The following is a 23,590-nucleotide window of genomic DNA, read 5'->3' as shown; positions in this document are numbered from 1 at the left end:
TTGCTTAGTTGGTGGATTTGCGCAGCTCGAGCGCTTCGGTCTTTTCCGGCTCCGGCGTCTTGGCAATTTCCTTGGCCGGCTCGGACTTGATCGATCCGACGGCGTCGATCTTGCTGCTCTCGACGCGCGGGGTCGAGACGCGGGTCACCGTATTGTCGGCACCGGCAGAGGCGTCGGCCGAACGGGTCGTCGACGGCGCGCGCAGCGAGCGCGGGGCCGACAGCGAGCGGGCCATCAGCATCTGGCCACGGCCGCCCTGGTGGCGGAAATCGCAATAAGCGAAGCCCATGCCGGAGACCGAGCCACGGAAGCTGCGCTCGTCATTCTTGTTGAGATTGAAGCACGGCTCGAACGGGATGCCCTTGATCGAGGCGCAAATGGCCTCGCCGCGGACCTGCAGTGTATTGCCCGGCAGGCGCATATTGCGCGCCGGACCCGAGCCCGAGAACTGGACAGCGCCCGCCGCACCGCCATCGTCGAACACGCGGCCTGCGCCGCGGGTGCCATCGAAACAGGTAAAGGCAAAGACCTTGCCGGCAACAAACTTGCGGGCCTCTTCGGCCGTCATCGACCCAGCCAGCGCGGGGGTCGCCACCGTGGCGGCAAGCACCGCTCCCAACACATAACGCGCAACCATAGGATACTCCGAACAACCGAGCGCGGATGACCGCCTGATGTCTTTACCCGCTGCTTACCATACCAACCGTGGCAACAATGGAGCAGGTTGGTTGGTAAAGTCTGAACGTCGTTAGCCGATCTTTACCACGATTCGCCCGCGCACCTGCCCGGCCAGCACCTTGGCGCCGGCCTCGATCACCTGGTCCAGCGGAATTTCCTGAGTAATTTCAGCAAGTTTTGTGTGATCCAGATCCGTCGCCAGCCGCGCCCAGGCCTGCTGCCGCAGCTCGATCGGGCACATGACAGAATCGATGCCGAGAAGACACACGCCGCGTAAAATGAAGGGTGCAACCGAAGATGGCAGGTCCATGCCGGCGGCGAGACCGCAGGCGGCGATGGCGCCGCGATATTTCGTCATCGACAGGAGATTCGCCAGGGTGGTCGAACCGACGCTGTCGATGCCGCCTGCCCAGCGCTCCTTGGCCAGCGGCTTGGCGGGGCCTGAGAGTTCGTTGCGGTCGATGATCTCGCTGGCGCCGAGGCCCTTGAGATAGCCCTCCTCCGAGGTCCGGCCGGTCGAGGCGATGACCTGATAGCCGAGCTTCGACAGCACCGCGATCGCCACCGAACCGACGCCGCCGGCCGCACCCGTCACGACGATCGGCCCATCGGCCGGCTTCAGCCCGTGCTTCTCCAGCGCCAGCACGCTGAGCATTGCCGTGTAGCCGGCGGTGCCGACCGCCATGGCGTCGCGGGTGGTCATGCCGTCCGGCAGCCGTACCAGCCAGTCGCCCTTCACGCGGGTTTTTTCGGCATAGGCGCCGAGATGGGTTTCGCCCATGCCCCAGCCATTGCCGATCACCTTGTCGCCGGGCTTCCAGTTCGGATTTTCTGAGGCTTCCACCGTGCCGGCGAAATCGATCCCGGCGATCATCGGAAAGCGGCGCACCACCGGCGCCTTACCGGTGACGGCGAGGCCGTCCTTGTAATTCACGGTGGACCATTCGACCCGCACGGTGACATCGCCATCCATCAATTCGGATTCGTCGAACTGCGTCAGCGCAACCGTGGTGCCTTTATCAGCCTTGTCGATGCGGACAGCCTTGAACGTTCCCAACACGCGTCTCCCGAATTTTGCTTGTGATTTCTGCTGCCGAATTATGCCGTGCCGTGGCGGGAAACGCCACCCGCACCAGCCGGTCAGGAGCCTTGCAGCCCTGCCCGGCCGTAACGGCATAACGCGGTGTTGCGGCGATCAGGCGGCCAGTTGCCGGGTCGCCGCGATATTGGCGACGGTCGCTGCACAGGCCGTCGCCGCCTCGGTGCCCTTCACGACGAAATGCTCGCGGAAGAACCTGACGTGTTCAGCATGTTCGTGGAAATGCTGCGGCGTCAGCACCGCCGAGATCACCGGCACTTCGCTGTCGAGCTGCACCCGCATCAGGCCATTGATGACAGCCTCGCAGACGAATTCATGGCGGTAGATGCCGCTATCGACAATGAGACCGGTGGCGACGATCGCCACATAGCGCCCGGTGCGCGCCAGCAATTTCGCCTGCAACGGAATTTCGAAGGCGCCGGGCACTTCGAATAAATCGATCTGACTGTCAGGCACACCACGCCGTGCAAGTTCGGCGATAAAACCGACACGGCATTGATCGACGATATCCTTGTGCCAGCACGACTGGATGAAGGCGATCCGCCCGGTCGATGGTGCAAGATTTACGGAAGTGGAAGTTTTGAAGTTCATCACAGGCTGATTCATGGATGCTCTCGCGGTTTGAGACCAGAATCAGGACGTACGGTCACACGCCGAGCATCCGCCAAGGCGGACTCCCTGCGCATACCCGTTCTCTTTCATCCGGACTATGACCGTCGGCTCCGGCATCGCACCGGATCTGCTGACCCTGACGGTATGACCCGTCAGGCGCTCGCGGGCTTCCGGGCTTGCGCCCGATTACCGCCGGTGGGGATTTTCACCCCGCCCTGAGAACGAAGGCCGCCCCGATCAGGGCGGCCGATGTCAATTTTCATCGCTGGAGGCCAGCGAGTCAACGCCGGGAAATGCAGATCACGCCGGCTGTGCGATCGGACGCTTCACCGGCTCTTCCACGATCGGCAGGTTGATCAGTGCCGACAGCACACCGAACAGCACCGACAGCCACCACACCGGCGTGTAGGAGCCGAACTTGTCGAACACGACACCGCCCAACCACGCGCCGAGGAAGCCACCGACCTGATGGCTGAAGAAGGCAAAGCCATACAGCGTGGCCAGCCAGCGCGTGCCGAACATCAGCGACACCAGGCTCGATGTCGGTGGCACGGTGGAGAGCCAGGCAAGCCCGCTGATGGCGCCGAACACCAGTGCCGAGGTGGTCGTCAGCGGCAGCATGATGAAGGCCACCGTCGCCAGCGCGCGGGTGAAATAGATGAAGGAGAGGATGTAGCGCTTCGGCAGCTTGCCCTGCACATAACCGACCGTCAGCGAGCCGATGATGTTGAACAGGCCGATGATGGCAATCACCCAGCCGCCCACAGCCGCCGGCAAGCCGCGATCGACCAGATAGGCCGGCAGATGCATGGTGATGAAGGCGAGCTGGAAGCCACAGGTGAAGAAGCCCAGCACCAGGAGCACATAGGAGCGATGGCCGAAGGCTTCCGTGAGTGCGCTCTTGAACGACTGCTTCTGCGCCACCGGCGCGTCGGCGGACGCGGCACTCGCGGTCGGAGTCGCCAAGGCAAGCGACAACGGGATCACCAGCAACATCAGCACCGCGAACACGGTGAGCGTCGCCTGCCACCCGGTGTTGTCGATCATCGCCACTGTGAAAGGCGCGAAAATGAACTGGCCGAACGAGCCTGCGGCGGTGCCGGCGCCGAGCGCGATGCCGCGCCATTCCGGCGGCACCAGTTTGCCGAAGGCGGACAGCACCAGATTGAACGAGCAACCCGACAGGCCAAAACCGATCAGCAGTCCAGCACTGATATTCAGCTCGAGCGGTGTCGAGGAATAGCGCATCATCAGCAAACCAGCCGCATAGAGGAAGGCGCCGATGCAGATCACGCGCACGCTGCCGAACTTGTCGGCGACGGCGCCGGCGAAAGGCTGGCCGATGCCCCAGAGCAGGTTTTGCACGGCGAAGGCGAGCGCGAAAACGTCACGACCCCAGCCGAACTCCTGGCTGAAAGGCTGCATGAAGAAGCCGACGCTGGAACGCGGCCCGAAGGTCAGCATGCCGATCAGCGATCCGCAGATGATGATCACCAGCGGCGTACGCCAGCCAAAACCAGATGCCGGGCGCGTCGCGCCGTCAATTGCCGCCATGTCGTTTCCCCGGATCAAATTCGGATTGAAAATTCAGCCGGCCCGAGAGCACAAGCCCGGTCCGGATTAGACTGGAGATTAATGCATTCGCATGGAAATCCCAATGGCGATGATGGGGATTTCGGGGGATGCATTGCTGGGATGCAGGGCCACGCAGACGTCATCCCGGCCCAGGGTCGGGATAACATTCTGCGGAATCCGGAATGAAAAGAGCGATGCCGGGCATGGCATCGCTCTTGGCAGGCTCGGAGGTAAAGTCGTGGCTGCTACGGCTTGATTTCGGAGAGCTTGGCGGAGATTTCCGCCGTCTGCGCCGCAGTGCCCCAGCTCGGTGCTTCGCTGCCGTCGCCCCAGTTACGTGGGCGATAGAAGGAGTGCACGCCGGTCTTGTACATCTTCTTCATCTCGCGGACCCAGGACGGATGCACCCAGTATGCGTGGTAGTGCGTGGACTTCGCGACTTCCGGCAGCCAGATCCGGCCGTCCAGCGTCGCCTTCGCGATCTTGCGGGCGCGCTCCCACATATCCGGCTCTTTCACGACATCCGGAATGCCGTCGCAGGCGAAGGTGAATTGGCAGGCCAGGCGGCGATGCTTGTTCTGATAGACGACGCCGCAGACGGTTGTCGGATAGAAACCTGAGAACACGCGATTCATCACCACCTGCGCCACCGCCATCTGGCCGCGCACCGCCTCGCCGCGGGCCTCAAAATAGATGGCTTCCGTCAGACACTTTTCCTGCTTGCCGCGGGTCTGCTCAGTGAGGCCCATACGTTCGGCCGGCGTCTTCGCACGCTGATTGGCGCTGTTGACCTCGCCCTTGCCGGCAACGCTTTCGCCGCCGTCGGTCGGGTTGATCGCCGCACTCGGCACCACCGCCGTAGCCTTCATGTCCGGATCGAGGCTTGAGCCCGGCATGGCCATGCCTGGCACGGCTGTGCCCGGCACAGCTGTGCCTGGCATTACGATGGTCGGCTCTTCGCCGGGCTGCCAGCGTTCCATTGTCTCGACCGATGCGCCAAGCGACGAGCTACCGAAAAACAGGCTCGCGGTCTTCACAGAGAAGCCGTCCTTGGCCGGCGCCGGCTCGACGGGGATCACCGCTGCATCGGTCTTGGCGTCCTCGGTGGGCTGCACGGGCTGCGACGTGTCGTATTGAGCGAGCGGCGGGGCACGCAGCGCTTCATCGAGTTCGGGATCGAGCGGGGCATGCTGCACGGATGGCAGTGCATCGACGGTCTTCGCGCCCATCACCGATCTGTTGTCGTCGAAAGAGTCCTGTCTGGCCGGCTCATCGGGCGCCACGGTCTCCGGCGTGCGGATGGCGAGGCGATCGCCCTTCAGCGAGCGATCCACTTTTGGAAAATCTGCAGCTTCATAGCGGCGGGGCGGCTGCGCCAGCGGATTGCGGGTCAGTGCACCGGTGATGTCAGTCAGCGCTCCGCTGGCGGCGATGCCGGAATTGTCGAGGCTGGCGAGTTGCAAAGTCGGATTGCGCGAGCCCGTGCCCATCGGGCGGCCGAACGAGAATGTCGCAACCTGGATGGAGGAGACGGCGGGCGCGAACACGCGCTTCTGCCAGCGTTCGGTCACGCCCGGCTGGCGAGCCAGCAGCGAGGCGATGTCCTGATAGCCAGATTCTGTCGGGGCCAATGCGAAAACGCAGAGACCGAAGCCGAAGAACGCGCCACGCGCGCCCTTCGGCCGGTTACGCAGTACTAACATCGATACGCTCACGCAACGCTTACACCAGCATCGCCCTGCACGGCACTAATCTGCACATCCGTACATTTCGATCTATTTCGTTAGTACGGAATCAAAGTTGCCGCGGAGTTAATCGGCGATGCAACGACGCCACACGCAAGCTGTACGAGCGCAGCGCAAAATCATTCGAAAGCCTTGGTAAACCGCGGCTCCACAAAAGTAGTAAACATCGCGTTGACAAAGATGATGAAGAGAAATTCGCGGATGCGTAAAAATGTTTGCGAGTTCCATTCCGACGCACGAACAAACACGGCATGAGGCACGCAATAAAAATGGCCGGGGAACTCCCCGGCCATTTTTCAGATCATGAAATCAGCGAAGCACTTACGCCTGGCTGGAAATTTCCTTGCCGAGCGCAGCCTGTGCGGCAGCGAGACGCGCGATCGGCACGCGATAGGGCGAGCACGACACGTAGTCGAGGCCGATCTCATGGCAGAAGGCTACCGATGCCGGATCGCCGCCGTGCTCGCCGCAGATACCAACCTTGATATCAGGTCGAGTCTTGCGGCCACGCGCGACGCCGATCTTCACCAGCTCGCCGACGCCGCTGCGGTCGACCGTGATGAACGGATCGACGGGCAGAATGCCCTTGGCGATATAAGTACCGAGGAAGCTCGCGGCGTCGTCACGGCTGATGCCGAAGGTCGTCTGCGTGAGATCGTTGGTACCGAACGAGAAGAATTCGGCGGTCTCGGCAATCTCGCCGGCCAGCAAACAGGCACGCGGCAGTTCGATCATGGTACCGACCGAATAGTTCAGCTTGCCGCCGGTCTCCTTCATCACCGACACCGCAGTGGCATCGATGCGCGCCTTGATGAGATCGAACTCCATCTTGGTGACGATCAGCGGCACCATGACTTCGAGGCCGACCTGTTCGCCAGTGCGCTTGCCCGCTTCGATCGCGGCTTCGAACAGCGCGCGCGCCTGCATCTCGGCGATTTCCGGATAGGCGATCGCAATGCGTACGCCGCGGAAGCCGAGCATCGGATTGAACTCGGCGAGATCACGCGCACGATCCGCAAGCTTGCGCGGATCGGTGCCCATGACACGCGCCACTTCCTCGACTTCGCCCTGGGTGTGCGGCAGGAATTCGTGCAGCGGCGGATCGAGCAGACGGATCGTGACGGGCAGGCCCTTCATGATCTCGAACAGCTCGACGAAGTCGGCACGCTGCATCGGCAGCAGCTTGGCGAGCGCGGCGCGGCGGGCCTGCTCGTCTTCGGCGAGGATCATCTCACGCACGGTGCGGATGCGGGTCTCTTCGAAGAACATGTGCTCGGTGCGGCACAGGCCGATGCCTTCAGCGCCGTACTTGATGGCGGTGCGGGCATCTTCCGGCGTGTCGCCATTGACGCGGACCTTGAGCTTGCGGACCTTGTCGGCCCAGCCCATCAGCGTTGCGAATTCGCCCGACAACTCCGGCTCGATCATCGGCATGCGGCCGGACAGCACATGGCCAACCGAACCGTCAATGGTGATGACGTCGCCCGCCTTGAACACGCGGCCACCAATGCTCATGGTGCCGCGGCCATAGTCGACGCGGACAGTGCCGCAGCCAGAGACGCAAGGCTTGCCCATGCCGCGCGCAACCACCGCCGCATGCGAGGTCATGCCGCCGCGGGTGGTGAGAATGCCTTCGGCGGCATGCATGCCGTGAATGTCTTCCGGCGAGGTTTCGACGCGAACAAGAATAACCTTTTTGCCGTCAGCCTGCAGCTTGGCGGCTTCATCCGACGAGAACACAATCTCGCCCGATGCGGCGCCCGGCGATGCCGGAAGGCCGGTGGCGATGACGTCGCGATTGGCTGATGGATCGATGGTCGGATGCAGGAGCTGATCCAGCGACGCCGGATCGATGCGCGATACCGCATCCTTCTGCGAGATCACGCCTTCATTGGCGAGTTCGACCGCGATGCGGATCGACGCCTTGGCAGTACGCTTGCCATTGCGGGTCTGCAGCATCCAGAGCCGGCCCTGCTCGACCGTGAACTCCATGTCCTGCATGTCGCGGTAGTGCTTCTCGAGCTGGGTGTAGATGCGCGTCAATTCCTTGAACGCCTCCGGCATCGCCGCTTCCATCGACGCCTTGTCCGAACCGCTCTCGATCCGCGCGTCTTCGGTGATGTCCTGCGGCGTGCGGATGCCCGCCACCACGTCCTCGCCCTGCGCGTTGATCAGGAATTCGCCATACAGCTTGCTCTCGCCGGTCGACGGGTTGCGCGTGAACGCAACGCCGGTGGCCGAGGTCTCGCCCATATTGCCGAACACCATGGCCTGCACGCTGACGGCGGTGCCCCACGACTCCGGGATATCGTGCAGGCGGCGATAGGTCACCGCGCGGGTATTCATCCAGGATGAGAACACGGCGCCGACGGCGCCCCAGAGCTGCTCGTGCGGATCCTGCGGGAAGTCCTTCCCCGTTTCGCGCGCGACGGCTTCCTTGTACTGGCCGACAAGTTTGACCCAGTCGTCACCATCGAGATCGGTGTCGAGCGTGTAGCCCTTGTTGTCCTTGTAGGTGTCGAGAATGTCCTCGAAGTGATGATGCTCGAAGCCGAGCACCACGTCGGAATACATGGTGATGAAGCGGCGATAGCTGTCATAGGCGAAACGCTTGTCGCCCGAGAGTTCGGCCAGCGCTTCCACCGTGGTGTCGTTGAGGCCGAGATTGAGGACCGTGTCCATCATGCCCGGCATCGAGGCGCGGGCGCCGGAGCGCACCGAAACCAGCAGCGGATTTTTCTCGTCGCCAAAGCCCTTGCCGGTGATCTTGCCGACGGCCTCGAGCGCCTTCTCCACCTGCGACTGCAATTCCTTCGGATAGGATTTGCCGTTCGCGTAGAAATAGGTGCAGACCGAGGTCGGAATCGTGAAGCCGGGAGGCACCGGCAGGCCCAGATTGGCCATTTCGGCGAGGTTCGCGCCCTTGCCGCCGAGCAGGTCGCGCAGGCCAGCCTTGCCCTCGGCCTTGCCGCCGCCGAACGAATAAACCCACTTGCCAGCCTTGATGACGTCGGTCACCGGCTTGCTGGTGGCCTTCTTGACGGCCTTGGTCGCCGAAGTCTTGGCTGTAGAAGATTTGGCCACAACCGCCTTCTTGGATGCGGGAGCCTTTGCAACAGGCTTCGGAGCAACCTTTGCTTTCACAGCCGTTTTGGCCTTCGCCGCGGATTTTGCTGCAGGTTTTGCAGCTGACTTCTTAAGCGCCTTGCGGGCCACCGAAGCTACTTTGGGCGCAGCCTTGGACAACTTTGACTTCGCAGGGGCTTTCTTGGACTTCGAGGCGGTTTTGGCCATGGTTCTCAATCAATCCGCGAGAGGAAACGACAGGGAAATGTGCCGCGTTACACCACGTTTCAGGGACGTGGCGCAAGCAGCCCGGAGGTACCGCTGTAGGTAACGGCCGTGTCGAAATTTAGCCGATTTTCAACATCCTGAAGACGCCGAGTCCGGCCAGTCCGACGAAGATCAGATAGATCGCCACCACCAGATTGAGAAACCGCGGCATGATCAAAATCAGAACGCCAGCGATAAGCGCGACAATCGGCTGGATGTGAGCTGCCGTGATGACCATGAAGTGTCTCCGTGAGGGAATCGATTCGGGTGCGATGCGCCGCGGGGATTTAGCAGCATAAAGACGCCCTGCCCATCAATGGGTTCCCGCATACCTGCCTGCAGTGCATCAAAAACCAGCAATTGCGCGTGGAAAATTCCGGAACGATCGCTGGCGGCATGCATTGGCCGACGGTGAATAAATCAGACCAGGCTGGATGGCACAGACCGGCGCGGCAAGCCGGACATCGTTCACGAAGGAGACGATCATGCGAAACAAACTTATTGCAGCAGCGGCCCTTTTCGGCGCGCTCGGCGCACCGCTGGCCGTGCAGGCTCAGGGCGTCACCGTCGGTGTATCGGGCGGCGATCGCGTCATCGTCGACAACAACGATCCCGATGGCATCACCGTGCAGGAGCGCCCGGCATTCCGTGAATATGTGGTGCGCGAACGCGTGCCGACCTTCACCGTGCCCGATCGCATCGTCGTCGGCACCACGCTGCCTGAAGCCGGCGTGACCTATTACGACGTGCCGCAGACGGTTGCGACGACGCCGTATCGCTACACGGTGGTGAATGGTCAGACAGTGCTGGTGGAGCCGCGCTCGCGCCGCATCGTGCAGGTCGTCGACTAGCACGTCACGTTGAAAGAAGATTCGTTCGGGCGCCGCGAATGGCGACCGGGCGAAGAAGCCCCGCCCCGGTCATCCCCCACCGGGCGGGGCTTTTTTTGTTTGCGCATGACGCCACAAGCTCCGCCTCATGGTGAGGAGCGCGACTTCGCGCGTCTCGAACCATGAATGGGTGAGCGCCGGCGTTTGCAGCCATCCTTCGAGACGCGGCGAAGATGCCGCTCCTCAGGATGAGGACGGAGTGTTGCAGCACCTTCCTGTATCGACGCTTATCCGCTCTTCAGCAGCGACAGGATGTGATTGGTCGACTTGTAGCTCGCCACTGCATTGTCGCGGAAACTCGGCGTCCAGTTGGAAGCGGTCCGCTCCTCATCGCTCATCGCCGAATAGGTATTGAGAATGCCGAGGCTGAACTGGCTGGGATCGCCGCTCTTCTGGCTTGCCTGCAATGCCTCGAGAATACTGGTGCGATTGCGTGAATCGAGCACCTGCTTGGCGGCAAAGCTCTCTTCCTTCGAGAACAGACCATCCTGATTGAGCGAGATCGCTGACAGCGAACGGTTGTCGACGGCGGAGAAATCCGCGAGCTGGCCGGTCTTGCGGCGGCTGTCGTAAACGAGTTCGCCCTTGCCCGCCTCTTTCGCCGCCTTGGCCTGCGCATCCAGCGCCGCACGCACGCTCTTCGCAACGGTGGCGATGTCCTGCACGGGCGTCGTTGTATCGGGCTGCGCGAGATAGGCTGCGACGGGATCGTTGGCGATGCCTGATGGCGCCTTGGTCGGTGTCTGCTCGGTCGCCTGAATGCCCTTCAGCACGGCCTCGCGCTGCGCGGACCAGGCCGCCGAGGCTTTCTCTTCGCTGCCGGCGGCATCGAGATAATCCAGCGCGGCCTTGTAGATGCCGCTGAAATCGCCGGTCAGCTTGGCCGTGCCTGCAGCAGGCGCCAGCGCCGCGTTGAAGCGATTGCCCAGTTCGGCCTGGGCGACCTTCTGCTCGTCGGCGGTGAAGGTGCCGCCATTGTTGGTGGCCATGGCGTAGAGCGAACGGCGATCCAGCGTCGAGAGATCGATGGTCAGCTTGCCGTTGGCATCCAGCGGCCCCGTCGCTTTCGCGGCCACATATTGGGCCGCCAGCTTCGCCCGCAGATCCGTGACGACGGTCGCGATATCCTTGTCGGAGCCGGAGCTCGCAAGCTTCGCCCGCGCCGCCTCCGACAGCGTCAGATTGGTCGCCGCATCGGACGAAGACGACGATGCGCTCTCATTGCTGTTGAGCGCATTGGCCAGCGATGGCTGGGCGGTGGCGGCGGCCCGCGCATAGGCGGAGCCGTAATTGGCATAGGGATTGAGGCCGGTATTGACCGAAGTCATGGGGCGATCCTTGGGCAGTCCTGCCCGCGCTGGGAAGCGACGGTTAAGAAACCGTTACGGAACCGGACCATTTCAAGGGATGGTTAATGTAAGGTAAATGTTTCGGGAGATTGCTGGAAATATCGCGTCAGCCGACGACTGCCGCGCCCTCGGTTCAATCTCCGTCATGCCCCGCCTCGTGCCGGGTATCCACGCCTCGGCACAGAGAAAGACGTGGATGGCCGGGTCAAGCCCGGCCATGACGTGGGGAGAGGCCCGTGTGTAAGCCTTAGTCCTGGATCTTCGAGAAATCCGCCACCGCACGCGTTGCCGCGCGGATCTCGTTCAGCAGCTTCAGACGATTTTCGCGGACCGCCGCGTCGTCGTCATTGACCTTCACTCTGTCGAAGAACGCATCCACTGCCGGACGCAGCTTGGCCATGGCAGTCATCGCGCCGGCGAAGTCTTCCTTGGCCACGGCATCGCTTGCTTCCGGACCGACCTCGGCAATCGCCCTGGCCAATGCCTTTTCTTCATCGAGCTTGAACAACGCAGCATCTGGCGCGCCGTCGAACTTGCGCTTGTCCTTCTTCTCCTCGATGGCGAGAATGTTGTTGGCGCGTTTGGTGCCGGCCAGCAGGTTCTTGCCGTCGTCGCTGTCGAGAAACTTGCCGAGCGCCTCGACGCGGCGGACAACCATCAACAGATCGTCCTGACCGCCGAGCGCGAACACCGCATCGACGAGATCGTGACGCGCGCCTTGATCGCGGAGCTGGCCTTTGAGGCGGTCGGCGAAGAAGGCGAGAAGGTTGTCACACAGCGCTTTCGCGGCTTCGGTTTCAGCATCGCTAAACTGTTCGCCTTGTTCTTGAACTCGCGCATTCCAACTTGGAATGATGGGAGAAATATCGATCTTAGTCGCCAGCTCAGCTAACGGAGCGTTGCTGACCTGCGCAATTTGAGCGATACGCGCTTCCACAAAGGGGAAGAGTGCGCTGAGGAACGTTCGCCACAGCGAAATTCGCTTTTCGTTATCAACAATGAGCCGGATTACGCCGAGCGCCGCACGGCGCAGCGCGAACGGATCTTTCGAGCCGGTCGGCTTTTCGTCGATGGCCCAGAAGCCAACAAGTGTATCGAGCTTGTCGGCAAGCCCCACGGCGATACTAACGGGATCGGTTGGCACACTGTCGCCCGCGCCCTGCGGCTTCCAGTGTTCTTCGCTCGCGGCGGCGACAGCAGCACCCTCGCCCTGAGCCAGAGCGTAATACTTACCCATCAAGCCCTGCAGCTCGGGGAATTCGCCGACCACTTCGGTCAGCAAATCCGCCTTGGCGAGCTGCGCCGCACGCTTGGTCTTTGCCGGATCGGCGCCGACCAATGGCGCGATCTCGCCAGCCAGCTTTTCGATACGGGCGATACGCGCGGCCTGGGTGCCGAGCTTCTCATGAAACACGATCTGCTCGAATTTCGGCAGCCGCGCTTCAAGCTTCGTCTTTAGATCCGTCTCGTAAAAGAACTTCGCGTCCGACAAGCGCGCGCGGATGACGCGCTCGTTGCCGGCGATGATCGCCGTGCCGCCGTCGCTCGCTTCAATATTGGCGGTGATGATGAACTTGTTGGTCAGTTTCTGCGTCTTGGGATCGCGGACCACGAAGCACTTCTGATTGGCGCGAATGGTGGCGCGGATCACCTCGTCGGGGATCGACAGGAAGTCCTTGTCGAACGAGCCCATCAGCACCACCGGCCATTCGACCAGGCCCGCGACTTCGTCGAGCAGCGCGGGGTCTTCAACCAGCTCATAGCCCTGCGCGAATGTGAGCTGTCGCGCATCGGCCAGGATGATCTCCTTGCGGCGCTCGGGATCGAGCACGACCTTGGCGGCCTGCAGCTTCGCCACGTAATCGTCGAAGCGACGCACCTGGATCGCATCAGGCGCGAGGAAGCGATGGCCGTAGGTGGTCTGGCCGACACTGACGCCGCTGAGGTCGAACTGCACCACTTCCGGCTCTTCGGTTTCGATACCGAAGGTCGCAACGATGGAATGCAGCGGACGCACCCAGGTCAGCGCACTGGACTTGGCGGAGAGTTCGCCCCAGCGCATCTGCTTCGGCCACGGGAAGGTGCGGATGATAATGGGGAGGATCTCGGCCAGCACGTCGACCGTCGGCTTGCCCGGCTTTTCGGTCAGCGCGATGTAGAAATCGCCCTTCGGGTCGCGCTGGATCTTGGCCTCATCCAGCGAAGCGAGGCCGGTCGCCTTGAGGAAGCCCTGGATCGCGGCTTCGGCACCGCCGACGCGCGGTCCCTTGCGTTCCTGCTTGAGGTCGGATTGGCGCGCGGGAATGCCATGCACCGTGAGCGTCAGACGACGCGGCGTCGCGAAGGCTTTTGCGCCTTCATAGACGAGACCTTCGGCAACCAGTCGGTCGGTTACCATGCGGCGCAGGTCTTCCGCCGCCTTGGCCTGCATGCGGGCGGGGATTTCTTCAGAGAACAATTCGAGGAGAAGATCAGGCATTACTGGTTCTCCCCATGGGAAGACTTACCCTCCCCTGGAGGGGGAGGGTCTCCCGCCTCTTGCGGGCGGGGTGGGGTGACAGCGGTCATGTTATGGATAACTTCCAGCACAGCGTCGGTCCTGCTCATCACGTCATTGTTCCAAAATCGTATCACTCGGTAGCCTTCCGACTGCAGCCAGCGCGCGCGGCTTTCGTCGTGGGCAAGCCCCTCATCGTCGCCGTGTTGCGAACCATCGACCTCGATAATCAGCCGCGCCGCGAGGCAGGCGAAATCGGCGATATAGGGTCCAATCACAACCTGCCGTCTGAAATGGCTTCCCTTCACATCGAGTCTTCGCAAATGCCGCCAGAGAATTTGCTCGGCAACCGTCGTATTTTCGCGCAGCCGTTTCGCACTTTGGCGTTTGAAGTCGCTGATGGGCCGCTTGACCATATCACCACCGCTGTCACCCCACCCCGCCCGCAAGATGCGGGCGACCCTCCCCCTCAAGGGGAGGGTAAAGAAGAACCGGCTTCGGTATGCACCCACGCTTCGCCGCAGGCCTTGGCGAGTTCGCGGACGCGCATGATGTAGCTCTGGCGTTCGGTGACCGAGATCACGCCGCGCGCATCGAGCAGATTGAAGACATGGCTGGCCTTGATGCACTGGTCATAGGCCGGCAGCGCCATCAGATGTTCTTCGCGCTTGTCGCTCTTCCAGCCGGCGTCGAGATATTTCTTGCAGGCGGCCTCGGCCATCTTGAACTGCTCGAACAGCATCGCGGTATCGGCATGTTCGAAATTGTGCCGCGAATATTCCTGCTCGGCCTGCAGGAAGACGTCGCCATAGGTCACCTTGTCGGCGCCGTCGCGGCCATTGAAGTTGAGATCGTAAACGCGGTCGACGCCCTGCACATACATCGCAAGACGTTCGAGACCGTAAGTGAGTTCGCCCGCCACCGGCGCGCATTCGACGCCCGCGACCTGCTGGAAGTAGGTGAACTGGCTGACTTCCATGCCGTCGCACCAGCATTCCCAGCCAAGGCCCCAGGCGCCCAAAGTCGGGCTTTCCCAGTCGTCCTCGACGAAGCGCACGTCATGCAGCGCGGTGTCGATGCCGATGGCCTTCAGCGATTGCAGATAGAGATCCTGCAGGTTCGCCGGCGACGGCTTCATGATCACCTGGAACTGGTAATAATGCTGCAGCCGGTTCGGATTCTCGCCGTAACGGCCGTCCTTCGGCCGGCGCGACGGCTGCACATAGGCGGCCTTCCAGGGCTTCGGCCCCAGCGCGCGCAAGGTCGTCGCGGGATGGAACGTACCGGCGCCCATTTCCATGTCGTAGGGCTGCAGGATCACGCAGCCCTGCTCGGCCCAAAACCGCTGCAGAGCGAGAATGAAGCCCTGGAACGAACGTTCCGGGCGCATGTGCGGAGGCAGGGAGTCCATGGTGGTTTCTGGGCCGTTTTTCCGGGGATTCGCCAAGGGGATCAAGGCGGATCAAAGCGCGCGGACCGTATCGGCGCGGCCTTGCGGAATCAAGGCAATGTGGCCCGATTTGGCGGTAACCGACGGGTAACCGCGCCGGCACATCGCCTGATCAGCAGGGGCAGTCGTTAAGTCCCGCGCACTATCCTGAATGGCATCGGTGGGAACGAACCCGGTCGTCGGGACTTGCCCCATTGAACGGTCCGGCAACGACGGTTGCACGGACCGGAGACCTCCAAGTCTTAAGTTGTCCAAATCTCCAGGGCCGAAGGACCTCCAAGCCTGAAAGCCCAACTTTGTCGCCGGTCTCAAGGACGTGCCCCGTCCTCAGGCCGGCGCAAATGTTTTGGGGCCCAATTTACGGCGGCTAGCCCGGCCGATACGCGCCCGTGACGGGATCGCGGCGCAGGGTCGGGACTTCCGTGGTCCCGCTGCGTTCAGCCACCCGCGCCTGGCGGGCTTCTTCCAGTTCATGATTGATCCGCTTGGCGGTTCTATAGGCCCAGCGGACAACGGCTGCGCTCCCAAGCGCGCCTGCAAGTGCGACCAGCGGCGGCATGTGTCGATTCCTGTCGTTCATCTCAAGCCCCCTGCCAATAGTCTCGCGCAAGTGCCGGATTCCTGCAATTAGCTTTTAAGCCACCAAATGCCGCGCAATACCGTCCTGCTAAAAGCCGTATTTGGACCACAGCGCGCGAGTCTCCAGCGCCGAGATCAGCTGCTCCGGTAATCCCGAAAATCCGTCGAGCGAGAGCTGCGAGCCCGCGCCCGATTTGCGGCCGAGCAGACCCGACAACATGCCGGATGGCTGCGCGATCACCGGCATCTGCACCTTGTCGCCATAGCGCGCGCGCAGCACCGAGCGCAGATCGCCAATGGCATCGCTGAGGCCGAGCGCGATGGATTTTTCGCCGGCCCAGTATTCGCCGGAGAACAACACATCCTCGGCGCCCTTCAGCCGGGCACCGCGGCTCTCCTTCACGAGATTGATGAAGATGGCGTGGATTTCGCGCTGAAGCGATTTCAGCCGCGCCACATCATCGGCATCTTCCGGCAGGAACGGATCGAGCATCGCCTTGTGCTCACCCGCCGTATAGAGGCGGCGCTCAACGCCGATCTTCTTGATCAATTCCTGAAAACCGAAGGTGCCGCCGACCACACCGATCGAGCCGACGATCGATGACGGATCGACAAAGATTTCATCGCCGGCGCAGGCGATCATGTAACCGCCGGATGCGGCGACGTCCTCGACGAACACGAACACCGGTAGTTTCTTCTCCGCCGCGAGCTGGCGGATGCGCAGATAGATCTGCCGCGACTGCACCGGCGAGCCGCCCGGTGAATTGATCACCAGCGCAACAGCCTTGGCATTCTTCGTCGCAAATGCCTTGTCCAGCAGCCTCGCGACGCCTGCGAGCGACAATCCCGGCCGCAGCGGCGTGACGGCGCCGATCGTGCCGGACAGACGCACCACCGGCACGACTGCAGTTGCGCGACGGAAACGCGCAGGCAGCAGCCTTGTGATCGCCGCTTTTAAATTGGATTCGCTCATTCAAATTTCCTCGACATTAACCAACTTTTATCACGCTGCTGTCATTGAACCGAGAGACGCTTTCAGCGTTTGAAAACCATAACAGGCCTTTACGCCGCAGCGGGAGAAGACATGAAAATCTATCTGCTCATGCTGATCATCGGTACGCTGCTCACGGCGGTCCACTTCACGTCGGCGCCGCAGAAACGTTCCGAAACAGCTCCTCAATAAACAATACGCTGACTGCGGCATCGCCTAGAGCGATGCCCGAAGCGACGACCATGGCAGAACCGCCTGCCCGGCCAGCACGCGCTGGATATGGAGATCAGGCGCGCCATCCGCATCCCGCAGCGAGATGCCGGGCTCAATTGCCGCAGGCGCGCGGCCACCCTTCACAGCACGCACCAACACCCTGATCGCCGGCGCCTCCGCATCGCCATGCACCGGCATGATTGCGACACTCCCGAAGCCGCGACCCAGCGCCGCCAGCACATCGGCCAATCCGTCCGCTCGCCAGATCAATGTCAGCACGCCGCCGGATTTCAGCACGCGGCGCGCCGCGTGAATCCATGTCTGCAGCGTGTCCTCCGTCGCGACATGGGCGATCTCGCGCGATTTGTTCGGCGAGGCGCGATGGCGCGCGGGATCGTTGAAGGGCGGATTCATCAGTACCGCGTCGGCGCTGTCTTGCGGCAGGCCTGCGGCAGCGAACAGCTCCGCGCTTGCGGCAATATCGAGCGTCACGACATCCGCAGCAATACCATTCGCTGCAGCATTTTCCCTCGCCAGTTCAGCCAGTTGCGGATCGATCTCGACCAGCGTCAGGGACAGGCCGGGGACACGCCGCGCCAGCGCCAGACCGGCCGTCCCCACGCCCGATCCGAAATCGACGACCTTGTGTCCGGCTTGCGCCGAGGTTGCAGCAGCCAGCAGGATCGCGTCATGGCCGGCGCGATGACCGGATTTCGGCTGCCGCAGCCGCAACTGGCCACCCAGGAAGCCGTCCTCCGTGGTCACGATCGCGTCAGCCATAGGCTTAATCCTGCACCCGCAGCTCGTGGGCCAGCCCGGCATCCGTCAGCACACGGCGCGCCTGCAGGTCATCGTCTTCATGCACCAGGATCCGGCGCGGAATGATGCCCAGCGATCCTTCGATCACGCTCATATTCTGGTCCAGCACCAGATGGTGGATATTCGCGCCGTCGAGCAGCGCGCCCACCGCCGAGACCAGCACCACATCGTTCGTCCGCATGATTTCGCGCAATTGGAGGTCACTCCCTGCCAGTAACCGGGTGTGTATCTATGGGGAAGTCAAGGTTCCGATGCCCTTGCCGCGCCGCTGCGCAGTTTCTATTGTGCGGCCCGATATCGGTCGACGGCAATTCAGCAGATGGGGACACCTGTTTTCAACGTGAATTCGCCCTATTTGAATATAAGCGCTGCCAGTGCCTGCCTTTTTCATGGCCCGACGAAGCGCCCTTGTAATTCGGAGAGCCCAGCGTGGCGGTGATTGTTCCCTTCGAGAGTCACGCGACAGCGTCGATCGACCAGTTGGTCAGCCTTGTCGCCCCTGACATGGAGCGCGTCAATGCGACGATCCTGTCGCGGACCGGCTCGGAAGTCACCATGATCCCCGAGGTCGCCAACCACCTGATCTCCTCGGGCGGCAAGCGGCTGCGCCCGATGCTGACGCTCGCGATGGCCAACCTCACCGGCTACACCGGCGACGGCCATATCAAGCTCGCGGCGTCCGTCGAATTCATGCACACCGCGACGCTGTTGCATGACGACGTGGTCGACCAGAGCGAACTGCGCCGTGGCAAGCTGTCCGCGCGTATGCTGTGGGGTAACGAGGCCAGCGTTCTCGTCGGTGACTTCCTGCTCGGCCAGGCCTTCCGCATGATGGTCGAAGTCGGCTCACTGCGCGCGCTCGATATTCTATCCTCGGCTGCCGCCACCATTGCGGAGGGCGAAGTGATGCAGCTCGCCGCCGCCAAGAACACCGCCACCACCGAAGACGAATATCTCGCGGTCATCCGCGGCAAGACGGCCGAACTGTTTGCCGCCGCCTGCGAAGTTGGCCCGGTGATCGCGAACCGCCCGAAGGCCGAGCAGACCGCGTGCCGTTCGGTCGGCATGAATCTCGGCATCGCCTTCCAGCTGATCGACGACGTGCTCGACTACGGCGGCAAGGCCGCCAAGCTCGGCAAGAATGTTGGCGACGATTTCCGCGAGGGCAAGATCACCCTGCCCGTGGTGCTCGCCTTCCGCCGCGGCAACGACGCCGAGCGCGAATTCTGGATCAAGGCGCTGGAGCGCGGCGAGATCGGCGAAGGCGACCTCGATCACGCGATCGGCCTGATGACCAAGCACCGCGCACTGGAAGACACGATCAACCGCGCCCAGCATTACGGCGCCATGGCGGTCGATGCACTGGCGCTGTTTCCGTCGTCGCCGATGAAGACTGCACTGGAGCAGGTCGTGGCGTTCTGTCTGGCACGGACGCACTAAGGCCAGACCTCACTGCACCGCGATGACCACCTTGCCCTTCGCGCGGCCGGTCTCGACATAGGCCAGCGCATCCCCGGTGTTCTCGAACGGGAACACCTTATCGACGACCGGCCGGATCACGCCGGCTTCGATCAGGGACGTAATCTCGCTCAACTGCTGCCCCTGCGCGCGCATGAACAGGAATGAATAGCGTAGGCCGAGGCGCTCGGCTTTTTTCCTCACGCCACGGCTCAGCAGACGCATGATCAGTTTCAGGAACAGGTTCAGACCGGCTTCCTTGGCGAAAGCCGGATCGGGCGGACCGGAAATGGAAATGAGCTGGCCGCCCGGCTTGAGCACACCCAGAGATTTATCGAGCGTCTTTGGATCCTGACTATTCAGCACAAGATCGTAGCCCGACAGGACCTTCTCGAAGTCCTGCGTCTTGTAGTCGATGACCACATCCGCCCCGAGACTTTTGACCAGTTCGGCATTCTTTACACTGGTTGTCGTCGCAACTGTAGCGCCGAGATGCTTGGCGAGCTGGATTGCAAAAGTCCCGACACCACCGGAGCCGGCCTGAATGAAGACCTTCTGGCCGGGCTTCACCTTGCCCACTTCGACCAGCGCCTGCCACGCCGTTAGCCCCACCAGCGGGATGGATGCCGCTTCCGTCATGCTGAGATTTTTCGGCTTCAGCGCCACGTCAGCTTCATTGATGGCGATGAATTCGGCGAATGTACCGACCCGATGATCGCGCGGCCGCGCATAGACTTCGTCGCCCACCTTGAACCGGCTGGCCCTGGATCCTGTCCTGACAACCGTTCCGGCGACGTCGTGACCCAGGATAAAAGGCGGACGATAGGGAAGAATAAGCTTGAACTCTCCATCCCGGAGCTTGGAATCCAGCAGGTTCACAGCTGTGGCGTGAACCCGGACCAGAACATCAGTGTCCTGCACTTCCGGTTCGGGCACGTTGGCCAGGCGCAGAGCGCCCTTCTTTTTGTACTTATCAACGACGAATGCCTTCATGGGCTTTCTCCAATCTCAAGTTAGCAGCGGCGCCAATCGCTCAGGAAGGAAAGAGCCTTCGGCACGAAATCAGCGTGGTACTGGAATATCCCGCCATGCCCGGCGTCTTCGTAGATCACCAGTTGCGCTCCGGGGATGCGTTCGGCCAAGTCGGTGCTGTTCACAGTCGGGACCATGATATCGTTGTCGCCATTCGCGATCAGGACGGGGATCTTGATACGGCCGAGATCCTGAGGCGCCTGTCGGCCCCAGGCTTTGATTGCCTTGAGTTGCCGCAGGAAGGCGCCAGGAGTCGGGCCCTTGTCCCTGTCCGCCTTGCGTTCCTTCAACCGCTTCAGAAAGGCCTTCGCGGCCTGGCGACCATTGGCCGTAGATGTGAAAAACAGATACAATTTCGGGTCGTGTAGCGTCAGCAGACCCTTGATCATGAGCGGCCAGGACACCGCTCCGACCTTATCGATACCTTTGCCGCCCGCAGGACCGGTGCCAGTCAGGATGAGCTTTCGCACAAGACCGGGAGCTTTAAGCGCAACATCCTGCGCCACAAATCCGCCGAGGGAAAAGCCGAGCAGATCGACCTTCTCGAAACCCAGCGCCCGGATCAGGGCAATCGCGTCGCGCGCCATTTCGTCGATAGTCACAGGTGCTGTTCCGCCCGACGCGCCGATGCCGCGATAGTTGGTCGCGATCACGCGGTGTTTGCTGGCGAGGCCGTCAACGATCCGCGGGTCGAAATTGTCCAGCACTGCTCCCCAATGATTGAGGAGAATGAGCGGCACGCCGCCCCGGGGGCCTAGATCTCGATAGGCAAAGGCAGTTCCTCCGACGTTGATGGAGAGATTGGGCGCCTCAACGTAGCGCGCACCAGATCCAACGTTGCCAGGAGCACTCGTCATTGTTTGCTCCATTGCCGCAGCACCTGTGCTGTCACCAACCCGACACGGCTGCGCTCTCCTGTACTCATCGCTTCTGCCTTCATTTTATCGTGGAACATCCTTGGAGACGGTGTTACTATCGAATTAATAGTAAGTCACTACTAAAAAGATACCGACATGAAGAATCTTTCGGACCAGCCATGCCTGATTGCCCGAAGCCTTGCGGTAGTGGGGGACGCATGGAGCATGCTGATCATGCGCGACGCCCATGCGGGGCTGACCCGCTTCGATGATTTCCGCAAAGGCCTCGGTATCGCGCCAACGATGCTAACGGGGCGTCTTTCAGCCCTGACCGACGAAGGGCTGCTGGAGAAACGTCGCTATTCCGAGCGTCCGCCACGGGACGAATATGTGCTGACGGAAGCCGGCCGCGACTTTCTGCCGGTGCTATTTGCGATCGGTGCGTGGGGACGCAAGCATCGCGGCGGGGGCGACGTCACCCGGTTCTTCGACGCAGAGGCCGGAACGGAGATCGATCCCGTTACCATCGACCGCGAGACCGGCGCTCCGGTCGGAACACGTCCCATTCGCGTCACCGCAATCGAATGAGCCGCGCGGCATTCCGGCGCCATGGCCGGCAATGCGCTGGCGATCACGCCACGGAGCGTGCCTTGTCACGCGCAGCCTCGATGTCGCGTACCGGCGGCGCGCCGAACATGCGGCCATATTCCCGGGTGAATTGCGGCACGCTCTCATAACCGACGGCGAAGGCCGCGCTGCTCGCGGTCGCGCCCTCCCACAGCATCAGCCGCCGCGCCTCGATCAGACGCAACTGCTTCTGAAATTGCAGCGGCGAGAGCGACGTCACGCTGCGGAAATGCTGGTGGAATGATGACGGGCTCATGCCCGCAACATCTGCAAGACGCTCGACCAGCACCGGCCGCGCGAAATCGGCGCGCAACACCGCGACCGCGCGCGCGACACGTTGTGCGTGACTATCCGGCCAGCCAAGCCGTCGGATCGCCGGCCCGTGGCGACCAGCCAGCAGCCAGTAATGCATCTCCCGCACCAGCTGCGCGCGCAGCACCGGCAATGACGCCGGACGATCGAGCAAGCGCATCAGCCGCAACGCCGCGTCCGCAACTTCGGCATCGGTGGGCTCGACCCGGACACGCGCGAGATCAGCGCTTGGCTCCGCTTTCATCTCAACAACCAGTTCGGCGATCACGGCCAGATCAAGTTCGAACACCAGCGAGAGATAGGGCGCGGCAATGCTCGCCCGCGTGATTTGACTGACGATCGGAACATCGGCCGTGATGATCAGCGAATCCCCGGCGGCGAAGACAAAACTCTCCGTGCCCATGGTGACATGCTTGGTGCCCTGCACGACGAGGCAGATCAGCGGCTGGAAGATCGCGTGGATAATGTCGCTGGGTGTGGTTGCGCGCACGGCAGCAAGGCCAAGGATCGGCGTAGTCGCGATGCCGGCACTATCAGCATGGGTCTCTGTGTAACGGCGAACGGCATTGAGAAGCGTGGTCATGAGGCTCAGCCTACATCATCGTAAATGCGCCAGCACATGATTTTGGAGGATTAGGCAAGGAACGTCGAGCTTCGGGCAACTAGCCCTGGTTCGTCGGGGCGATATCGGAATGGTCACACCACAGGAGCTGACCATGACCAAGATTACCCTCATTACCGGCGCCAGCCGCGGTCTCGGCCGCAATACCGCTCTCAACATCGCCCGTCACGGCGGCGATGTCGTCCTCACCTATCAAAGCCGCAGCGAAGACGCACAGGCTGTCGTCTCTGAAATCCAGCACATGGGCCGCAAGGCGGTGGCGCTGCAACTCGACACCGGCAAGATTGCCGGCCTCGCCAAATTTGCTGGCCGTCTGCGAACAGCGCTGCGCGAAACCTGGTCGCGCGAGACGTTCGACCATCTCGTGAACAATGCCGGACACGGCGATTATGCACTGATCTCCGACACTACCGAGGCGCAGTTCGACGGGCTGGTGAACGTCCATTTCAAGGGCGTGTTCTTTCTCACGCAGGCACTGCTGCCACTGATGGCAGACGGCGGTCGCATCGTGAACCTGTCGTCCGGACTGACCCGCATGTGCCTCCCGGGCTACGCCGCTTATGCCGCCATGAAAGGCGCCGTCGAGGTGATGACCATGTATATGGCGAAGGAACTGGGCAGCCGCCGGATCACCGTGAACACGGTCGCGCCCGGCGCAATCGAAACCGATTTCGGCGGCGGTGCCGTGCGTGACAATCCAGACATCAACAAGACGATCGCCGGCATGACCGCCCTTGGCCGCGTCGGCCTGCCCGACGATATCGGACCGATGATCGCGAACCTGCTGTCGGAGGACAATCGCTGGGTGAACGCGCAGCGGATCGAGGTGTCGGGCGGACAGGGGCTGTAGAC

General features: G+C 62.2%; 23 protein-coding genes and 1 riboswitch. Of the genes, 4 read left to right on the top strand and 19 right to left on the bottom strand.

The features are described from left to right. Window positions 1-4: 4 nt before the first annotated feature. From AB7813_RS24520 to AB7813_RS24485, 8 genes are all read right to left on the bottom strand, one after another. Window positions 5-637 carry a hypothetical protein gene (locus AB7813_RS24520; RefSeq protein ID WP_089262445.1) on the bottom strand — a complete coding sequence of 211 codons (633 nt, stop codon included), beginning with the start codon at window positions 635-637 and terminating at the stop codon, window positions 5-7. Between the two features lie 111 nt (window positions 638-748). Then, the gene (gene acuI / locus AB7813_RS24515) at window positions 749-1,735 is read right to left on the bottom strand and encodes an acrylyl-CoA reductase (NADPH) (RefSeq protein WP_120288397.1); all 987 of its coding nucleotides are present in this window, start codon (window positions 1,733-1,735) and stop codon (window positions 749-751) included. Between the two features lie 138 nt (window positions 1,736-1,873). Further along, window positions 1,874-2,383, bottom strand: a complete 510-nt coding sequence (locus tag AB7813_RS24510; protein ID WP_441228608.1) for a 6,7-dimethyl-8-ribityllumazine synthase — start codon at window positions 2,381-2,383, stop codon at window positions 1,874-1,876. A gap of 80 nt (window positions 2,384-2,463) precedes the next feature. Next, window positions 2,464-2,616: riboswitch (FMN riboswitch) on the bottom strand. A gap of 73 nt (window positions 2,617-2,689) precedes the next feature. After that, complete coding sequence (locus AB7813_RS24505) at window positions 2,690-3,943, bottom strand: MFS transporter (protein WP_441228607.1); 1,254 nt, start codon at window positions 3,941-3,943, stop codon at window positions 2,690-2,692. A 266-nt stretch (window positions 3,944-4,209) separates the two neighbouring features. Next, complete coding sequence (locus AB7813_RS24500; protein WP_441228606.1) at window positions 4,210-5,667, bottom strand: cell wall hydrolase; 1,458 nt, start codon at window positions 5,665-5,667, stop codon at window positions 4,210-4,212. Between the two features lie 161 nt (window positions 5,668-5,828). Beyond that, entirely contained in the window at window positions 5,829-6,002 is a 174-nt protein-coding gene (locus AB7813_RS24495; protein WP_441228605.1) for a hypothetical protein, read from the bottom strand. 28 nt (window positions 6,003-6,030) lie between these two features. After that, window positions 6,031-9,003: a pyruvate, phosphate dikinase gene (gene ppdK / locus AB7813_RS24490; RefSeq protein ID WP_170849757.1), complete on the bottom strand. Its 2,973-nt coding sequence runs from the start codon at window positions 9,001-9,003 to the stop codon at window positions 6,031-6,033. Window positions 9,004-9,121: 118 nt separating this feature from the next. Continuing rightward, window positions 9,122-9,280, bottom strand: coding sequence for a DUF3096 domain-containing protein (locus AB7813_RS24485; RefSeq protein WP_089262456.1), 159 nt, complete (start codon window positions 9,278-9,280; stop codon window positions 9,122-9,124). Window positions 9,281-9,527: 247 nt separating this feature from the next. On the opposite strand from AB7813_RS24485, the gene AB7813_RS24480 reads away from it, so the two are divergent. Further along, a complete protein-coding gene (locus tag AB7813_RS24480) occupies window positions 9,528-9,893 on the top strand; it encodes a DUF1236 domain-containing protein (RefSeq protein WP_093760047.1) in 366 nt (121 codons plus the stop codon). A gap of 266 nt (window positions 9,894-10,159) precedes the next feature. Here AB7813_RS24480 and AB7813_RS24475 read toward each other — a convergent pair whose 3' ends face one another. From AB7813_RS24475 to AB7813_RS24440, 8 genes are all read right to left on the bottom strand, one after another. Then, entirely contained in the window at window positions 10,160-11,260 is a 1,101-nt protein-coding gene (locus AB7813_RS24475; RefSeq protein ID WP_441228604.1) for a hypothetical protein, read from the bottom strand. Between the two features lie 268 nt (window positions 11,261-11,528). Then, window positions 11,529-13,760, bottom strand: a complete 2,232-nt coding sequence (gene glyS / locus AB7813_RS24470) for a glycine--tRNA ligase subunit beta (protein WP_441228603.1) — start codon at window positions 13,758-13,760, stop codon at window positions 11,529-11,531. Continuing rightward, window positions 13,760-14,194 carry an endonuclease domain-containing protein gene (locus AB7813_RS24465; protein WP_441228602.1) on the bottom strand — a complete coding sequence of 145 codons (435 nt, stop codon included), beginning with the start codon at window positions 14,192-14,194 and terminating at the stop codon, window positions 13,760-13,762. Before AB7813_RS24465 ends, glyS begins: the two co-directional genes overlap by 1 nt. Window positions 14,195-14,247: 53 nt before the next feature. Then, entirely contained in the window at window positions 14,248-15,189 is a 942-nt protein-coding gene (locus tag AB7813_RS24460) for a glycine--tRNA ligase subunit alpha (RefSeq protein ID WP_439073231.1), read from the bottom strand. A gap of 406 nt (window positions 15,190-15,595) precedes the next feature. Then, complete coding sequence (locus tag AB7813_RS24455; RefSeq protein ID WP_089262464.1) at window positions 15,596-15,787, bottom strand: hypothetical protein; 192 nt, start codon at window positions 15,785-15,787, stop codon at window positions 15,596-15,598. Between the two features lie 108 nt (window positions 15,788-15,895). Then, window positions 15,896-16,780 (bottom strand): S49 family peptidase, encoded by an 885-nt coding sequence (locus AB7813_RS24450; RefSeq protein WP_441228601.1) that lies wholly within the window; start codon window positions 16,778-16,780, stop codon window positions 15,896-15,898. Window positions 16,781-17,014: 234 nt separating this feature from the next. Further along, the gene (locus tag AB7813_RS24445; RefSeq protein WP_441228600.1) at window positions 17,015-17,791 is read right to left on the bottom strand and encodes a tRNA1(Val) (adenine(37)-N6)-methyltransferase; all 777 of its coding nucleotides are present in this window, start codon (window positions 17,789-17,791) and stop codon (window positions 17,015-17,017) included. 4 nt (window positions 17,792-17,795) lie between these two features. Further along, window positions 17,796-18,023 (bottom strand): putative signal transducing protein, encoded by a 228-nt coding sequence (locus AB7813_RS24440; RefSeq protein ID WP_116661319.1) that lies wholly within the window; start codon window positions 18,021-18,023, stop codon window positions 17,796-17,798. Between the two features lie 236 nt (window positions 18,024-18,259). Here AB7813_RS24440 and AB7813_RS24435 point away from each other — a divergent pair, with 236 nt between their 5' ends. After that, window positions 18,260-19,270: a polyprenyl synthetase family protein gene (locus AB7813_RS24435; protein WP_089262468.1), complete on the top strand. Its 1,011-nt coding sequence runs from the start codon at window positions 18,260-18,262 to the stop codon at window positions 19,268-19,270. A 9-nt stretch (window positions 19,271-19,279) separates the two neighbouring features. Here the strand turns inward: AB7813_RS24435 and AB7813_RS24430 are convergent, their stop codons facing one another. Then, window positions 19,280-20,281, bottom strand: coding sequence for an NADP-dependent oxidoreductase (locus AB7813_RS24430; protein ID WP_309947681.1), 1,002 nt, complete (start codon window positions 20,279-20,281; stop codon window positions 19,280-19,282). A gap of 20 nt (window positions 20,282-20,301) precedes the next feature. After that, window positions 20,302-21,177, bottom strand: coding sequence for an alpha/beta fold hydrolase (locus tag AB7813_RS24425; RefSeq protein WP_120288388.1), 876 nt, complete (start codon window positions 21,175-21,177; stop codon window positions 20,302-20,304). Window positions 21,178-21,333: 156 nt separating this feature from the next. On the opposite strand from AB7813_RS24425, the gene AB7813_RS24420 reads away from it, so the two are divergent. Continuing rightward, a complete protein-coding gene (locus AB7813_RS24420; RefSeq protein ID WP_441228599.1) occupies window positions 21,334-21,765 on the top strand; it encodes a winged helix-turn-helix transcriptional regulator in 432 nt (143 codons plus the stop codon). A gap of 43 nt (window positions 21,766-21,808) precedes the next feature. On the opposite strand, the gene AB7813_RS24415 is transcribed toward AB7813_RS24420, so the two are convergent. Then, window positions 21,809-22,699: an AraC family transcriptional regulator gene (locus tag AB7813_RS24415; protein ID WP_120288387.1), complete on the bottom strand. Its 891-nt coding sequence runs from the start codon at window positions 22,697-22,699 to the stop codon at window positions 21,809-21,811. Between the two features lie 133 nt (window positions 22,700-22,832). On the opposite strand from AB7813_RS24415, the gene AB7813_RS24410 reads away from it, so the two are divergent. After that, window positions 22,833-23,588 (top strand): SDR family oxidoreductase, encoded by a 756-nt coding sequence (locus tag AB7813_RS24410; protein ID WP_120289105.1) that lies wholly within the window; start codon window positions 22,833-22,835, stop codon window positions 23,586-23,588. Window positions 23,589-23,590: the final 2 nt, after the last annotated feature.

Source organism: Tardiphaga sp. 20_F10_N6_6 (assembly GCF_052076045.1).
In the GTDB taxonomy this organism is placed as follows: domain Bacteria; phylum Pseudomonadota; class Alphaproteobacteria; order Rhizobiales; family Xanthobacteraceae; genus Tardiphaga; species Tardiphaga robiniae.
This window is presented reverse-complemented; position numbering and strand designations above follow the sequence as displayed.

What these genes read in the sequence shown, in the direction of transcription:
- AB7813_RS24520 (WP_089262445.1), bottom strand. Translation starts at nt 637, where the DNA reads ATGGTTGCGCGTTATGTGTTGGGAGCGGTGCTTGCCGCCACGGTGGCG.
- AB7813_RS24510 (WP_441228608.1), bottom strand. Translation starts at nt 2,383, where the DNA reads ATGAATCAGCCTGTGATGAACTTCAAAACTTCCACTTCCGTAAATCTT.
- AB7813_RS24505 (WP_441228607.1), bottom strand. Translation starts at nt 3,943, where the DNA reads ATGGCGGCAATTGACGGCGCGACGCGCCCGGCATCTGGTTTTGGCTGG.
- AB7813_RS24500 (WP_441228606.1), bottom strand. Translation starts at nt 5,667, where the DNA reads ATGTTAGTACTGCGTAACCGGCCGAAGGGCGCGCGTGGCGCGTTCTTC.
- AB7813_RS24495 (WP_441228605.1), bottom strand. Translation starts at nt 6,002, where the DNA reads ATGGCCGGGGAGTTCCCCGGCCATTTTTATTGCGTGCCTCATGCCGTG.
- ppdK (WP_170849757.1), bottom strand. Translation starts at nt 9,003, where the DNA reads ATGGCCAAAACCGCCTCGAAGTCCAAGAAAGCCCCTGCGAAGTCAAAG.
- AB7813_RS24485 (WP_089262456.1), bottom strand. Translation starts at nt 9,280, where the DNA reads ATGGTCATCACGGCAGCTCACATCCAGCCGATTGTCGCGCTTATCGCT.
- AB7813_RS24480 (WP_093760047.1), top strand. Translation starts at nt 9,528, where the DNA reads ATGCGAAACAAACTTATTGCAGCAGCGGCCCTTTTCGGCGCGCTCGGC.
- AB7813_RS24475 (WP_441228604.1), bottom strand. Translation starts at nt 11,260, where the DNA reads ATGACTTCGGTCAATACCGGCCTCAATCCCTATGCCAATTACGGCTCC.
- glyS (WP_441228603.1), bottom strand. Translation starts at nt 13,760, where the DNA reads ATGCCTGATCTTCTCCTCGAATTGTTCTCTGAAGAAATCCCCGCCCGC.
- AB7813_RS24465 (WP_441228602.1), bottom strand. Translation starts at nt 14,194, where the DNA reads ATGGTCAAGCGGCCCATCAGCGACTTCAAACGCCAAAGTGCGAAACGG.
- AB7813_RS24460 (WP_439073231.1), bottom strand. Translation starts at nt 15,189, where the DNA reads ATGGACTCCCTGCCTCCGCACATGCGCCCGGAACGTTCGTTCCAGGGC.
- AB7813_RS24455 (WP_089262464.1), bottom strand. Translation starts at nt 15,787, where the DNA reads ATGCCGCCGCTGGTCGCACTTGCAGGCGCGCTTGGGAGCGCAGCCGTT.
- AB7813_RS24450 (WP_441228601.1), bottom strand. Translation starts at nt 16,780, where the DNA reads ATGAGCGAATCCAATTTAAAAGCGGCGATCACAAGGCTGCTGCCTGCG.
- AB7813_RS24445 (WP_441228600.1), bottom strand. Translation starts at nt 17,791, where the DNA reads ATGGCTGACGCGATCGTGACCACGGAGGACGGCTTCCTGGGTGGCCAG.
- AB7813_RS24430 (WP_309947681.1), bottom strand. Translation starts at nt 20,281, where the DNA reads ATGAAGGCATTCGTCGTTGATAAGTACAAAAAGAAGGGCGCTCTGCGC.
- AB7813_RS24425 (WP_120288388.1), bottom strand. Translation starts at nt 21,177, where the DNA reads ATGACGAGTGCTCCTGGCAACGTTGGATCTGGTGCGCGCTACGTTGAG.
- AB7813_RS24420 (WP_441228599.1), top strand. Translation starts at nt 21,334, where the DNA reads ATGAAGAATCTTTCGGACCAGCCATGCCTGATTGCCCGAAGCCTTGCG.
- AB7813_RS24415 (WP_120288387.1), bottom strand. Translation starts at nt 22,699, where the DNA reads ATGACCACGCTTCTCAATGCCGTTCGCCGTTACACAGAGACCCATGCT.
- AB7813_RS24410 (WP_120289105.1), top strand. Translation starts at nt 22,833, where the DNA reads ATGACCAAGATTACCCTCATTACCGGCGCCAGCCGCGGTCTCGGCCGC.